This is a genomic window from Pseudomonas sp. FW305-25, from assembly GCF_017351415.1.
GTDB classification, from domain to species: Bacteria; Pseudomonadota; Gammaproteobacteria; order Pseudomonadales; family Pseudomonadaceae; genus Aquipseudomonas; species Aquipseudomonas chlororaphis.
The window spans coordinates 1-12,843 of sequence record NZ_JACNDE010000026.1 but is presented as its reverse complement, the minus strand read 5'-3'; the positions used below and the strand labels follow the sequence as shown (position 1 = coordinate 12,843).

General features: G+C 65.0%; 12 protein-coding genes. 6 read left to right on the top strand and 6 right to left on the bottom strand.

Annotated features, from left to right (window positions below):
* Positions 1–78 precede the first annotated feature (78 nt).
* From cysT to J4E58_RS21890, 3 genes are read left to right on the top strand one after another with little or no spacing between them, the layout of a single operon-like run.
* The gene (gene cysT, locus J4E58_RS21900; protein ID WP_007921521.1) at positions 79–897 is read left to right on the top strand and encodes a sulfate ABC transporter permease subunit CysT; all 819 of its coding nucleotides are present in this window, start codon (positions 79–81) and stop codon (positions 895–897) included.
* 13 nt (positions 898–910) lie between these two features.
* Complete coding sequence (gene cysW / locus J4E58_RS21895; RefSeq protein WP_087092335.1) at positions 911–1,780, top strand: sulfate ABC transporter permease subunit CysW; 870 nt, start codon at positions 911–913, stop codon at positions 1,778–1,780.
* A gap of 3 nt (positions 1,781–1,783) precedes the next feature.
* Positions 1,784–2,773, top strand: coding sequence for a sulfate/molybdate ABC transporter ATP-binding protein (locus tag J4E58_RS21890; protein WP_007921524.1), 990 nt, complete (start codon positions 1,784–1,786; stop codon positions 2,771–2,773).
* A 110-nt stretch (positions 2,774–2,883) separates the two neighbouring features.
* Here the strand turns inward: J4E58_RS21890 and J4E58_RS21885 are convergent, their stop codons facing one another.
* Positions 2,884–3,408 carry a DUF962 domain-containing protein gene (locus J4E58_RS21885; protein WP_087092336.1) on the bottom strand — a complete coding sequence of 175 codons (525 nt, stop codon included), beginning with the start codon at positions 3,406–3,408 and terminating at the stop codon, positions 2,884–2,886.
* A gap of 102 nt (positions 3,409–3,510) precedes the next feature.
* Here J4E58_RS21885 and J4E58_RS21880 point away from each other — a divergent pair, with 102 nt between their 5' ends.
* On the top strand, positions 3,511–4,197 hold the full coding sequence (locus tag J4E58_RS21880; protein ID WP_053259216.1) for a Crp/Fnr family transcriptional regulator: 687 nt from the start codon (positions 3,511–3,513) through the stop codon (positions 4,195–4,197).
* A gap of 45 nt (positions 4,198–4,242) precedes the next feature.
* Here J4E58_RS21880 and J4E58_RS21875 read toward each other — a convergent pair whose 3' ends face one another.
* Positions 4,243–5,247 (bottom strand): AraC family transcriptional regulator, encoded by a 1,005-nt coding sequence (locus J4E58_RS21875; RefSeq protein WP_087092337.1) that lies wholly within the window; start codon positions 5,245–5,247, stop codon positions 4,243–4,245.
* Between the two features lie 100 nt (positions 5,248–5,347).
* Between J4E58_RS21875 and J4E58_RS21870 the strand changes: the two genes are divergently transcribed.
* Positions 5,348–6,421: a fatty acid desaturase gene (locus tag J4E58_RS21870; protein ID WP_087092338.1), complete on the top strand. Its 1,074-nt coding sequence runs from the start codon at positions 5,348–5,350 to the stop codon at positions 6,419–6,421.
* A 113-nt stretch (positions 6,422–6,534) separates the two neighbouring features.
* Entirely contained in the window at positions 6,535–6,981 is a 447-nt protein-coding gene (locus tag J4E58_RS21865) for a pesticin immunity protein (protein WP_087092339.1), read from the top strand.
* Between the two features lie 38 nt (positions 6,982–7,019).
* On the opposite strand, the gene J4E58_RS21860 is transcribed toward J4E58_RS21865, so the two are convergent.
* The 4 genes from J4E58_RS21860 to J4E58_RS21845 form a co-directional block, all read right to left on the bottom strand.
* Positions 7,020–8,384, bottom strand: coding sequence for a pesticin C-terminus-like muramidase (locus tag J4E58_RS21860; RefSeq protein WP_087092340.1), 1,365 nt, complete (start codon positions 8,382–8,384; stop codon positions 7,020–7,022).
* 334 nt (positions 8,385–8,718) lie between these two features.
* Complete coding sequence (locus J4E58_RS21855; protein WP_087092341.1) at positions 8,719–10,329, bottom strand: arylsulfatase; 1,611 nt, start codon at positions 10,327–10,329, stop codon at positions 8,719–8,721.
* Positions 10,330–10,343: 14 nt separating this feature from the next.
* Positions 10,344–11,171, bottom strand: coding sequence for an ABC transporter ATP-binding protein (locus J4E58_RS21850; protein ID WP_087092342.1), 828 nt, complete (start codon positions 11,169–11,171; stop codon positions 10,344–10,346).
* The gene (locus tag J4E58_RS21845; protein WP_053259221.1) at positions 11,168–12,763 is read right to left on the bottom strand and encodes an ABC transporter permease; all 1,596 of its coding nucleotides are present in this window, start codon (positions 12,761–12,763) and stop codon (positions 11,168–11,170) included. The genes J4E58_RS21850 and J4E58_RS21845 overlap by 4 nt, the downstream gene beginning before the upstream one ends.
* Positions 12,764–12,843 lie beyond the last annotated feature (80 nt).

Sequence of the window (12,843 nt, the reverse complement as noted above, 5' to 3'; positions counted from 1 at the left end):
ATTGAGCGCGGTGCCCTTGAGTTCTTCGCGAGCAAGCTCGCTCCTACAATGGTATCTACCCGCTAACCAAGGACTTTTATGTCGCGTCGTATCTCCCCCGTCATACCCGGCTTCGGGCTGACGCTGGGCTACACCTTGGTGTACCTCAGCCTGATTGTGCTCATACCCCTGGCGGCGATGTTCGTGCATGCCGCCCAACTCACCTGGGATCAGTTCTGGGCCATTGTCTCGGCGCCGCGGGTACTCGCCGCGCTCAAGCTGAGCTTCGGCACGGCGCTGTACGCGGCGATCATCAATGGCGTGATCGGTACGCTACTGGCCTGGGTGCTGGTGCGCTACAGCTTTCCCGGACGCAAGATCATCGATGCGATGATCGACCTGCCGTTCGCCCTGCCCACCGCCGTGGCCGGTATCGCGCTGACCGCGCTGTACGCGCCGACCGGCCTGGTCGGCCAGTTCGCCACCGACCTGGGTTTCAAGATCGCCTACACCCCCCTGGGCATCACCCTGGCGCTGACCTTCGTCACCCTGCCGTTCGTGGTGCGCACCGTGCAGCCGGTGCTGGCCGACATTCCCCGTGAGGTCGAAGAAGCCGCCGCCTGCCTCGGCGCCAAGCCCTGGCAGGTGTTCCGCCACATCCTGGTACCGGCGCTGCTGCCGGCCTGGCTGACCGGCTTCGCCCTGGCCTTTGCCCGGGGCGTCGGCGAGTACGGCTCGGTGATCTTCATCGCCGGCAACATGCCGATGAAAACCGAAATCCTGCCGCTGCTGATCATGGTCAAGCTCGACCAGTACGATTACACCGGCGCGACCTCCATCGGCGTGTTGATGCTGGTGGTTTCCTTTGTCCTGTTGCTGCTGATCAACCTGTTGCAGCGGCGCATCGAACGACCTTAAGGAGGCGCGAACCATGTCCCAATCGTCTATTGCGGCCTCTTCCGTCAACGCTGCCCGTCGCGGTAGCCCGACCTCGCGGCGCATCCTGATCGGCCTCGGCTGGCTGATCTTCGCCCTGTTCCTGCTGCTGCCGCTGTTTATCGTGGTGTCCCAGGGGCTCAAGCTCGGCCTCGGCGCGTTCTTCGCCGCGATCTTCGAGCCGGACGCGCTGTCGGCCCTGAAGCTGACGGTGATCGCCGTGCTGATCTCGGTGCCGCTGAACCTGGTGTTCGGCGTCAGCGCTGCCTGGTGCGTGAGCAAATACACCTTCCGCGGCAAGAGCATCCTGGTGACCCTGATCGATTTGCCGTTCTCGGTGTCGCCGGTGATCGCCGGCCTGGTCTATGTGCTGATGTTCGGCGCCCAGGGCCTGTTCGGGCCGTGGCTGCAGGATCACGATATCCAGATCGTGTTCGCCCTGCCGGGCATCGTCCTGGCGACCATCTTCGTCACCGTGCCCTTCGTCGCCCGTGAGCTGATCCCGCTGATGCAGGAGCAGGGCACCCAGGAAGAGGAAGCCGCGCGGCTGCTGGGGGCCAACGGCTGGCAGATGTTCTGGCATGTGACCGTGCCGAACATCAAGTGGGGCCTGATCTACGGCGTGGTGCTCTGCACCGCGCGGGCCATGGGTGAGTTCGGCGCGGTGTCGGTGGTTTCCGGGCACATTCGCGGGGTGACCAACACCCTGCCGCTGCACGTCGAGATCCTCTACAACGAATACAACCACGTCGCCGCGTTCGCCGTCGCGAGCCTGTTGCTGATCCTGGCGCTCTTCATCCTGCTGCTCAAGCAGTGGAGCGAAAACCGTATCAACCGCCTGCGCGCCAGCGCCGCGGAGGAATGAATCATGTCGATCGAAGTCCGTAACGTCAGCAAGAACTTCAACGCCTTCAAGGCCCTGAACAGCATCAACCTGGACATCCAGAGCGGCGAGCTGGTGGCGCTGCTGGGCCCGTCCGGCTGCGGCAAGACCACCCTGCTGCGGATCATCGCCGGCCTGGAAACCCCGGACGCCGGCAGCATCGTGTTCCACGGCGAGGACGTCTCCGGCCACGATGTGCGCGATCGCAACGTCGGTTTCGTGTTCCAGCACTACGCGCTGTTCCGCCACATGAGCGTGTTCGACAACGTCGCCTTCGGCCTGCGCATGAAGCCGAAGAACCAGCGCCCGAGCGAAAGCAAGATCGCCGAGAAGGTCCATGAGCTGTTGAACATGGTGCAGCTGGACTGGCTCGCCGACCGTTACCCGGAACAGCTGTCCGGTGGCCAGCGCCAGCGGATCGCCCTGGCCCGCGCCCTGGCGGTGGAGCCGAAAGTGCTGCTGCTGGACGAACCCTTCGGCGCCCTGGATGCCAAGGTGCGCAAGGAGCTGCGGCGCTGGCTGGCGCGGCTGCACGAAGACATCAACCTGACCTCGGTATTCGTTACCCACGACCAGGAAGAAGCCATGGAAGTGGCGGACCGTATCGTGGTGATGAACAAGGGCGTGATCGAGCAGATCGGCTCGCCGGGCGAGGTGTACGAGAACCCGGCCAGCGACTTCGTCTACCACTTCCTCGGCGACTCCAACCGCCTGCACCTGGGCGAGGACCACCATGTGCTGTTCCGTCCGCACGAAGTGTCGCTGTCACGCTCCGAACTGGCCGATCACCACGCCGCCGAAGTGCGCGATATCCGTCCGCTGGGCGCCACCACCCGGGTGACCTTGAAGGTTGAAGGGCAGAGCGAGCTGATCGAGGCCGAAGTGGTGAAGGACCATGACAGCCTGGTCGGGCTGGCCAAGGGCGAGACGTTGTTCTTCAAGCCCAAGGTCTGGCAGAAGGTCGCCAATATCTAAAAGCCGAAAGCATCGCGAGCAAGCTCGCTCCTACAATGATCCGGGGATGCCCCATGAACTTATGGTCAACCCCATCCCTTGTAGGAGCGAGCTTGCTCGCGATAGCCATTTCAAACAGCGGCACGCTTCGGATTGACCCGCACCTCTCCCGCCCGCGCCTCGATCTCATGCTTGAGCGCCTGGCGCAGCCCCAGCAGAAACGCCAGCTCCGCCACCACGAACAACGGCCCGACGATCAGCCCCGAGACGTCATCGACAAAGGCCGGCTTGCGCCCTTCGTAGTAATGGCCGACGAACTGGATCACCCAGCCGATCACGAACATGCCCACCCCGCTGGCCAGCCAGACCAGGGTGCTTTGCTGCGCCAGCCCATGGCCGGCCCACACCGACAGCCCCATCAGCAGCGTCATCAGCAGGCCCAGGCGCAGTTCCAGGCGCAGGTAGAACGCGCAGGACGCCAGCGCCAGCAGCAGCGCCGGCGACAGCCACAGCCCGGCGACCGGCCAGGCGGGGCGCGACAGCAGCACCGCGACGGCCAGCACAATCAGCGGAATGCCGATAAAGTGGCTGGCGATGTTGCGCGGATCACGGTGGTAGGCGGCGTATTGACTGAGATGGTCGACGAGGCTTTTCATTGTTGTTCCTCCTGTAGGGTGATCGAATCATGCCCTGCGCCGGTCGCCGGTTCTGTCGGCTAGGCGACAATCGGCTCGCTGCCCGTTTGGATAACGCTATCGATGAAGATGCAGGTCTGGCGTGAGCGCCTGATGAGTGGCCAGTGGTTCAGCCGCTTGCCCGTTCAATTACAGAATAGTCTGCTGGCCAATGCCCGTTTGCGCTCGCTGGCGCCGGGCCAACGGCTGTTCCAGCGCGGCGATCCGCCCTGCGGCCTGTACGCGGTACTGGAAGGCACGGTGCGCATCGGCGCGGTCAGCGAGGAGGGCAAGGAGGCGCTGCTGAGCCTGGTGGAGGCGCCGCACTGGTTCGGCGAGATCAGCCTGTTCGACGGCCAGCCGCGCACCCATGACGCCTATGCCGTGGGCCCGTGCAGCCTGCTCAATGTGCCCCAGGCGGCGTTGCTCGAACTGCTGGACGAACACCCGCAATACTGGCGGCAGCTGGCGCTGCTGATGAGCCACAAGCTGCGCCTGACCTTTATCAACCTCGAACAGCTGAGCCTGATGCCGGCCCCGGCGCGGGTGGCCAACCGGCTGTTGATGATCGCCCGCGGCTACGGCGAAACCGACACCCCGCGCCGGGTCCTGCACCTGCCGCAGGAGCAACTGGCGCTGCTGCTGTCGCTGTCGCGCCAGACCACCAACCAGATCCTCAAGGACTTGCAGGGGCAAGGCATTCTCAAGCTGGGTTACGGCGAGATCGAGATCCTCGACGAAGCGCGGTTGCGGGTATTGGCCGGAGTTTGACCTGCAGATCGCGATAAGGCCCGTACCGACACCGCCAATCCACGGCTAACGCAACCCATCGCGAAACTGCCCCGGGGTCATCCCGGTCCAGCGCTTGAACGCGCGGCTGAAGCTGCTGGCGTCGGCGAACCCCAGCAGGTAGCTGATCTCGCTCAGGGAGCACTGCGGGTCGCGCAGGTGCAGCAGGGCGAGGTTCTCCCGGCATTCGTTGAGCAGGGTGTCGAAGCGACAACCCTCGTCCGCCAGGTGGCGTTGCAGGCTGCGCAGGCTCAGGTGCAGGGCCTGGGCCACACGTTCGGCCGAAGGTTCGCCTTCCGGCAGCTGGGCCTCGATCACCCCGCGCACCTTGCGCTCCCAGGTCAAAGGTTGCAGTTGCATCAGGGTGCGCTTGAGCACCGCCTCGTTGTGTTCGGCCAGCTCCGGGTTGGCGTCGTCCAGGTGGCTGTCGAAATCGTGCAGGCCGAACTCCAGGCGATCCTCGTCGGCGCCGAAAAACACCGGCGCGCGAAACACTGTGTGCCATTGCCTGGGGTCCGCCGGCTCGGGGCGTCGCAGGTACACCGCCAGCGGCGCGTAGTCGCGGCCCAGGCGGTTGCGGCAGGTGCGCACGTAGATCGCGACAAAGGCGTCGATGGCCTCGACCGCCGGCTCCGGATTGCCCTTGGGCACCTTCAGACGAAAGCGATAGCGGTCCTCGGTGCGGGTCAGCTCCAGCTCCAGGGCATCGCTGACCACCTGGTGATAACGCACGATGCGCTCGAACACTTCCCGCAGGCTGCCGCTGGCCACCAGCGCATAACCCAGGGCATGGAAGGTGGTCGGGCTGACGAAGCGCGAGACCCGCAGGCCGATGGCCGGGTCGCCGCTGGCCTGCACCGCCAGCTGCCACAGGCGGGTGGTGGCCGACAGCGGGTAACGGGCATTGGGGTCGTCCATCAGCTGTGGGTCGAGGCCGGCCTGGTGGCACAAGGCGGTGCTGTCGAGGCCCAGGGCATCGAGCTGCTTGCGCAGGGCGCGGGTCCAGCTGGCGAGGGAAGTGGGTTCGGTCATGGCGGTTGGCGCGTCCGGTCAACAGGTTGGCGTCCGCGGCTAGCGCCCGGCGCGTGGGCGCAGGGCAGGATGCGAACATCAATAACCAGAGGATGGAAGCATGTACGGTACTTCTGCAAGTCCCGACCGGCTGAATGCACAGCAACGATCGGCGCGTATTCGCGAGGTGGTGCTGGCCAGGGGCGTCGAGTTGCGCGAGCGCTACCCGCTGCTCAAGCATCAGGACGCGCTGGGCGCAGGCATCCTGGCCTTGGCCCTGGCCGGGATGATCGGCACGGCGGCGCTCTATATCGGCGGGTACCTGGCCTGGTGGGCCTGCCTGCTGCTCAACGCGTTTTTTGCCTCCTTGACCCACGAGCTGGAACACGACCTGATCCACAGCATGTATTTCCGCAAGCAGCGCGTCCCCCACAACCTGATGCTGGCGCTGGTCTGGCTGGCGCGGCCGAGCACCATCAACCCGTGGATCCGCCGCCATCTGCACCTCAATCACCACAAGGTGTCCGGCACCGAGGCCGACATGGAAGAGCGCGCCATCACCAACGGCGAGCCCTGGGGTATCGCCCGCCTGCTGATGGTTGGCGACAATGTCATGTCGTCATTGATCCGCACCCTGCGCGCCAGGACCTGGGCGCACAAGCGCAACATCCTCAAGCGCACCCTGAAGGTGTACGCACCGCTGGCGTTGCTACATTGGGGGGCCTGGTATGTGTTCCTCGGCTTCCACGCCGCCAATGGCGTCGCCGCGCTGCTGGGCGCGCCGATCGACTGGTCGGCCAGCACTCTGGCGGTGATGCAGGTGCTCGATATCGCCGTGGTGGTGATCGTCGGCCCCAATGTGCTGCGCACCTTCTGCCTGCACTTCGTCAGCTCGAACATGCATTACTACGGCGACATCGAAGCGGGCAACGTGATCCAGCAGACCCAGGTGCTCAACCCCTGGTGGCTGTGGCCATTGCAGGCATTCTGCTGCAATTTCGGCAGCACCCACGGCATCCACCATTTCGTGGTCAAGGAACCCTTCTACATCCGCCAGCTGACCGCGCCGGTGGCGCACAAGGTGATGGCCGAGATGGGCGTGCGCTTCAACGATTTTGGCACCTTTGGCCGGGCCAACCGCTTTATCCGCAAGGAACAGGTGGCGAGGGAAGAGGTGCGGACGGCCCGGGCCTGAGCGAGCGTTCCCTCTCTCTGGTTAAATATCCAAGGATTGATAACGTTAAGCCAAGGTAGCGCGGTGCCGGGAAGAGCCCGGTGGCAGCGGATGGCTATCGACAGGGAGAGGGTATGAAAAGTGCGGTAAGGCTTCTGATCGCCGGAGCCTTGATGGGTGTCGGCGGCGTGTCACTGGCCGACTCGACAGCAGGCGACAACGACGGGGCGCTGGCGTTGAACATCTTGAAGAATCTCGAGGTGAATACCTTTCGCAACTCTTTGCGGCCGGCGCACTACCCGGATGGGACCACGTTAGGTCAGACGCCCTATCGGGTTTATGAGAAGGATACGAAAAGAGAGGGTGCTTACAGCGCTGTGGACGCAGACCGGAGCTGGATCTATAGCGTAAGGGTGATGGAGCGGGGAGATAAGGCGATCACGATCTGTTTTGTCGACCATAACCTGCGCGGCAGCTACCTGTTCGCTTCGCCGTTGCTGGTCGAGACAAACCGGGCCGGGCATTACGTCGTGGTCAAGGAACTGCCGAAAACCCCGGCCTGCGGCATCACCCGAGGCTGAGGCCCGCGCCATGGCTTGAGCCTGGCGCGGGCGTTGTTTTACTTGAGCAGGCCCATGTCGATATCACTTTGAATCAGCTTGGCTTCGGCTTTCCTGCGGGTCGGGTAGGCGTCGCCGAAGTTGTTCAACTCCTGTACCAGGCCTTTCCAGTCGCCGCCGATGATCATCCCCCAGGTTTTCGGCGTCCTTGCCGCGAGGTTGTCGCTGTACTGGTACGACAGATCGATGATCGCGGTACGGGTCTGGTAGGGAATGCTGCGGAATTTCCCGGCACCGGCGGCATTGTTGACGCGTCGTTCCACGGCCGACGAGATGATCTCGAAGTAGATGCCGGTCAGCTCCTTGGCCTGGGCCTCGCTAATGACCAGCGGTTTTTGCTGCAGCTTGTTCAGGGCTTGCTGGCCGCGCAGCCCGGTGTATTCGCCGAGGATCGACACCAGGCTCTGCGGCACGCCGTCGTTGAGCAGCGAGGCGGCGGTCTTGCCGCCCAGGTCCACCCCGACTCCCAGTGTCACGCCGGACTCGCCCACTGGCACGCCCTGTTCCATCGGGATGTAGCCGGTCGTCTGCAGGCCACCTTCCTTGTCGCGCAGGTAATCGGTGTCGAACAACGGCTGTTGGGCCAGTGCCTTGCCCTGTTCTATAGCGGTCATGCTCGCCATCAGCTTGGCTTGGGCAATGGCGTTCAGCGCGCTGCGGCTGTCCACCAGGTTGGCGTTTTCCTGGGCCAGCGAATCGCGGATGGCCAGGTTGTTGGCGGTTTCGCAGGCGTTCTTGAAGCCGGCCAGTTCCTGATCGATCGCCGCCGGGGCGTCGTACTCGCCGATCTTTCTCAGGTCGGCGAGGATGTTGTCGATGGTGCGCTCAAGGTAATCCTTGGCCGGGTTCTGCATCAGTCTGACAACGCTGGCCGCCAGTTTGTCTTCCCACTCGGCCAGCTTTTTCTGCACGAACTCGAGGGAGCGGTTGATGGCGTCGACGCTGGCGTGCGACACCCCGGCGCCGTTGAGTTCGGCCTTGACGGCGGCGATCTGCTGATTGCGTTCGCGGTCGAATTTGTCGGCCAGGTCGCGACGCGTTTCGTAGATCTGAATCGGGATCGTGCCCCAGAAGTCCATGCCCAGGTCGGGATAGGCGTCATACGGGAGCCAGCCGTTGCCTTCGGCCAGCGATTCTTCCAGCGCGCTTTGCATCAGGTAGAACGGGACCTGCGCTATGGCGTGACCGCCGCTGGTGGGGGCGCCATTCACGGAGACCGTGCTGGAGAGCCCGGCGCCGGCGCCCGAGGTCATGTCGGTGTTGTAGCTGCGGGTGTTCCAGCCGTTGCCAAAGTGCGAAGGGCTGCTGCCGATACTGGTGCCGGGTTGAATGCCGCGGTTAACCAGAATGTTTTTTTCTGCCATGAAGTCCTGTTCCTAGATTGAATGATCCTGAGGGGGCAAGTCGCAACGCGTGTGGCGTATTGAGAAGTATTCTCTCAGGCGGCGCACTGTATAAAAACACAGCTATGCATACAAGCATTAATATGCATTTATGCATAAATGTAGGCGTGGCAATGGGTGCCCAAGCAAGGACGGCAGGATGCAGGATAAGGAGGGAGAGATCGCGCGAATCAAAACCTGTAGCCGCTGCCGCAGGCTGCGATCGGCCGGCACGGCCGTGGCGATCTTGAAATCGCCAGAGGTCCTGCGACCAGCGTGGCCCGGACCATCGCAGCCTGCGGCAGCGGCTACGGGGTCAATCCGGCTGGAACGGCGAGGCGCTGAGGATCACTCCGGTTTCGTCCACGTACTGCTGCCAGTGGCCGATCAGCGCGTCGAGCTTGTCCGGCTCGCTCTGGGCCAGGTCGTGGATCTCCCCCGGGTCCTGGCTCAGGTCGTACAGCTGCCAGGTCGCCGGGCCCACCGGGCCGGGGATGTACACCGCTTTCCACTGGCCCTGGCGAATCGCCCGGCGGCCGAACAGTTCCCAGCCGGTGACCGTGTGTTCGTCATGCACCTGCGCGGTCTCGCCGGACAGGAAACCCAGCCACGACTTGCCGCGCAATGGCGCCACCTCCTTGCCGCGCCAGCGTTTGCCGGGATGACGCACGCCGGCCAGGTCGAGAATGGTCGGGGTGATGTCCATCACCGTACCGAAGCCATGGCTGATCCGGCCCTTGAGCGCCAGCTGCGGGTAATGCACCAGCGCCGGCACGCGGATCCCGCCTTCGGTGGTGAAGGCCTTGAACAGGCGTGACGGCGCGGTGGCGACCTGGGCCCAGGCCGGGCCGTACCAGACGTAGGAGTTGGCGCGGCCGATGTTGTCCAGGCTGTTGTCGTAGTGCTGGTTGAGGTAGGTCAACAGCTGCGGGCCGAACTTGGGGAAGGCTTCCAGCAGCGCGCCTTCGGCACCGTTGTCGGACATGAACAGGATAAAGGTGTTGTCCAGTTGGCCCTGCTGGCGCAGGTAGTCCACCACCCGGCCGATGTTCCAGTCCATGCGCTCGACCATCGCTGCGTAGACCTCCATGGCCCGCGCGGAAACCTGCCGCTGCTGCTCGCTCAAGGCCGCCCATTCGGCGCTCAGGCCCAGCAGCGGGTGCGGCTCCACATCGGCCTCGATCAGCCCCAGTTGCTTGAGCTTTTCCAGACGCTCCAGGCGCAGCACCTCGGGGCCGGCGTCATAGCGGCCACGGTACTTGGCGACCACCTCCTCGGGCGCCTGCAACGGCCAGTGCGGCGCGGAAAACGGTAGGTAGGCGAAGAACGGCCGGGTCTGGTCGCGCTCCTTGAGGTACTGCAGCAGCTTGTCGCCGAAGGCGTCGGAGGAATAGAAATCCTTGGGCAATTGCTCGATGAAGCGGTCGTCCTCGATGTACAGCGCCGAGGTGGATTTGAGCAGCCCTGGGGTGTGTTCGTCGTAGGTCGGCTCGAAACCGTAGTGGTTGGCGGCGCCGGGCAGCAGCGAGAACGAACGCTCGAAACCCCGGGCATGGGGCGCCAGTTCGGCGGTCAGCCCCAGGTGCCATTTGCCGCTCATCAGGGTCTGGTAGCCGGCGTCGCGCAGCAGCTCGGGCAGGGCCACCACGCGGTCGTTGAGGTGGCCCTCGTAGCCCGGCTTGCCGATCAGTTCCGGGGTCAGGGCCTCGGCCATGGTGCCGATGCCGGCGATATGGTGGTCGGTGCCGGTGAGCAGCATGGATCGGGTCGGCGAGCAGGTCGGCGCGGTGTGGAAGTCGGTCAGGCGCAGGCCGCCTTCGGCCAGGGCATCGAGGTTCGGCGTGGCGATTTCGCCGCCGAAGGCACCGAGATCGGAAAAGCCCAGGTCGTCGGCCAGGATCACCAAAAAGTTGGGACGTTGCGGCATCTGTTCACTCCTTGTCAGCAAGCAATAAAGGCCAGTGGCAGGTCACGGATCTGGGCGGGCAAAGGCACCTGGTAGTGATAGTCACGGGTCAGTTCGTGGAGCAGTTCTTCGCGCAGCTGGTGGAAGTCGAAACTGCTGCGCTGGCGCGGATGGGGCAGGGCGATGTCCACCACCCGCTTGATCCGGCCCGGGCGTGGTTCCATCACCACCACGCGGTCGGCGAGGAAGATCGCTTCCTCGACGTCATGGGTGACCAGCACCGTGGTGATCCTGGCCCGCTCGCGGATCGCCAGCAGCTCGTCCTGCATCTGCTGGCGGGTCAGCGCGTCGAGGGCGCCGAAGGGTTCGTCCAGCAGCAGGATGCGCGGGCTGGCCACCAGGCCGCGGGCGATGGCTACTCGTTGCGCCATGCCGCCGGACAGCTGGTGCGGGTAGGCGCGGGTGAAATCGGTGAGGCCCACCAGTTCGATGAAGTCGGCGATGCGGGTTTGCCGTTCTGTGGCGCTCAGGGCTTCGTTGACCAGGCCCAGGCCGATGTTTTCCGCGACCGTCAGCCAGGGGAACAGGCGATGTTCCTGGAACACGATGCCGCGTTCGCCGCCGATGCCGCTGACGGCCTTGCCGTCGACGCGGATCTCGCCGCGAAACTGCGTGTCCAGGCCGATCAGCAGGCGCAGCAGGGTGGACTTGCCGCAGCCGCTTGCGCCGACGATGGCGACGAATTCGCCCTCGGCGATCTCCAGGTTGAATTCGCGGATCGCCTCCAGCTCGCCGCCGGCGACCTCGAAGGTCTTGCCCACATGGCTGAAGCTGACGATGGGGGAAGGTGCGGGTGCGTTCATGCGTGTCTCCAGCGTGTGGCGCGGGTTTCGAGCTGTTGGCCAATAAGGTTGAGCAGGGCGCCGGTGAGCCCCACCAGGAGCATGCCGGCCATGATCAGGTCCATGCGCAGCAGCTGCTGGGCGCCGATCATCTGGCTGCCGATGCCGCCGTTGGACGGCATGAAATATTCCGCGCCGATGGTCCCCAGCCAGGCGTAGATCAGGCTCAGGCGCAGGCCGGCGAAGATCCCCGGCGCGGCGCCCGGCAGCACCAGGCGGCGCAGGCGTTGCCAGAGGTTCAGGCGCAGCACTTGCGCCGCCTCGGTCAGTTGCGGCGACAGGTTGGCGACGCTGCGCTGGGTGGCGATAAACAGCGGGAAGAACGCGGCCAGCGCGACAAATACCCATTTCGCCAGCTCGCCGAGGCCGAACCAGGCGGTAAGCAGCGGCACCCAGGCGAAAATGGCGATCTGCCGCAGCGCCGCCAGGGTCGGCCCCAGAAGACGTTCGCTCAGAGGCGACAGGCCCAGCAGCAGGCCCAGGGCAAACCCCAGGCCGCCGCCCAGCAGCAGGCCACCAAGGGTGCGCCGCAGGCTCAGGCCCAGGCCGCCCGACAGGCTGCCGTCGAGCAGGCCGTTCCAGGTGGTTTGCAGTACCGCCAGCGGGCTCACCAGGATATTGGCGTCGACCCATTCCAGCTGGTTCGCCACTTGCCACAGCGCCAGCAGGAACAGCGGTAGCAGCCACGGCTGCAGGCGTTGCCAGCCCTGGTAGCGCGGGCCGCGGCGGATCTGCGCGATGGCCGGGTGCGGCCAGTGCACCAGGGCCTTGTCCAGCAGGCCGATGCCGCGGTCCATGGCCACGCCCATCACCCCGATCACCCCGATGCAGACGAAGACGATATCCAGCATGAACAGCTGGCGCGCCCAGACCATCAGGTAGCCGATGCCTTCGCTGGAGGCCAGCAGCTCCACCGCCAGCAGCGAGGTCCAGCCGGCGGCCAGGGCCAGGCGCACGCCGGCCATGAAGGCGGGCAGGGCGGCGGGCAGCACCAGCCGGCGGATCAGCAGGTGCGGCGGCAGGCGCAGCACGGCGGCGGCTTCGCGCAATCTGGGCTGGGCGTCGCGCACGCCGACCAGGGTATGCAGGGTCACCGGCACCACGATGGCCTTGACCAGCACCACCAGCTTGAGCAGTTCGCCGATGCCGAAAAACACCATGAACAGCGGAATCCAGGCCAGGGTCGGAACCTGGGACAGGGCGGCGAAGGTGGGGAACACCAGGCGTTCCAGGCGCCGGCTGGAACCCAGCGCCGCGCCGAGCAGGGCACCGGCGCCGATGCCCGCCAGCAGGCCCCAGGCCAGCCGTTGCAGGCTGATTGCCAGATGGCTCCACAGCTCGCCGCCGGCCAGCTCGAGCGCGCTGCTCCAGACCAATGCCGGTGCCGGCAGGATCTGCTCGCTCATCCAGGCATTACGGCTGGCCAGCCACCACAGGGCAAACAGGCCCAGGGGCAGCAGCCAGGGCAACAGCCGCCGGTGGATGCGCGGCCAGGACAGCGGCTTATCGGCGGGCGCGGCCAACGGCAAGCTGAGAAGGGAAACACGGGCCATGGACGACCTCCGTTGTCGGGTTTCTTGCTGATTTCAACCGTCTTCTTTCTGTAGGAGCGAGCTTGCTCGCGATAGCGGCA

Bases quoted from the DNA above. Each gene is read 5' to 3' on its own strand.
- cysT (WP_007921521.1), top strand. From the start codon at position 79: ATGTCGCGTCGTATCTCCCCCGTCATACCCGGCTTCGGGCTGACGCTG.
- cysW (WP_087092335.1), top strand. From the start codon at position 911: ATGTCCCAATCGTCTATTGCGGCCTCTTCCGTCAACGCTGCCCGTCGC.
- J4E58_RS21890 (WP_007921524.1), top strand. From the start codon at position 1,784: ATGTCGATCGAAGTCCGTAACGTCAGCAAGAACTTCAACGCCTTCAAG.
- J4E58_RS21885 (WP_087092336.1), bottom strand. From the start codon at position 3,408: ATGAAAAGCCTCGTCGACCATCTCAGTCAATACGCCGCCTACCACCGT.
- J4E58_RS21880 (WP_053259216.1), top strand. From the start codon at position 3,511: ATGAAGATGCAGGTCTGGCGTGAGCGCCTGATGAGTGGCCAGTGGTTC.
- J4E58_RS21875 (WP_087092337.1), bottom strand. From the start codon at position 5,247: ATGACCGAACCCACTTCCCTCGCCAGCTGGACCCGCGCCCTGCGCAAG.
- J4E58_RS21870 (WP_087092338.1), top strand. From the start codon at position 5,348: ATGTACGGTACTTCTGCAAGTCCCGACCGGCTGAATGCACAGCAACGA.
- J4E58_RS21865 (WP_087092339.1), top strand. From the start codon at position 6,535: ATGAAAAGTGCGGTAAGGCTTCTGATCGCCGGAGCCTTGATGGGTGTC.
- J4E58_RS21860 (WP_087092340.1), bottom strand. From the start codon at position 8,384: ATGGCAGAAAAAAACATTCTGGTTAACCGCGGCATTCAACCCGGCACC.
- J4E58_RS21855 (WP_087092341.1), bottom strand. From the start codon at position 10,329: ATGCCGCAACGTCCCAACTTTTTGGTGATCCTGGCCGACGACCTGGGC.
- J4E58_RS21850 (WP_087092342.1), bottom strand. From the start codon at position 11,171: ATGAACGCACCCGCACCTTCCCCCATCGTCAGCTTCAGCCATGTGGGC.
- J4E58_RS21845 (WP_053259221.1), bottom strand. From the start codon at position 12,763: ATGGCCCGTGTTTCCCTTCTCAGCTTGCCGTTGGCCGCGCCCGCCGAT.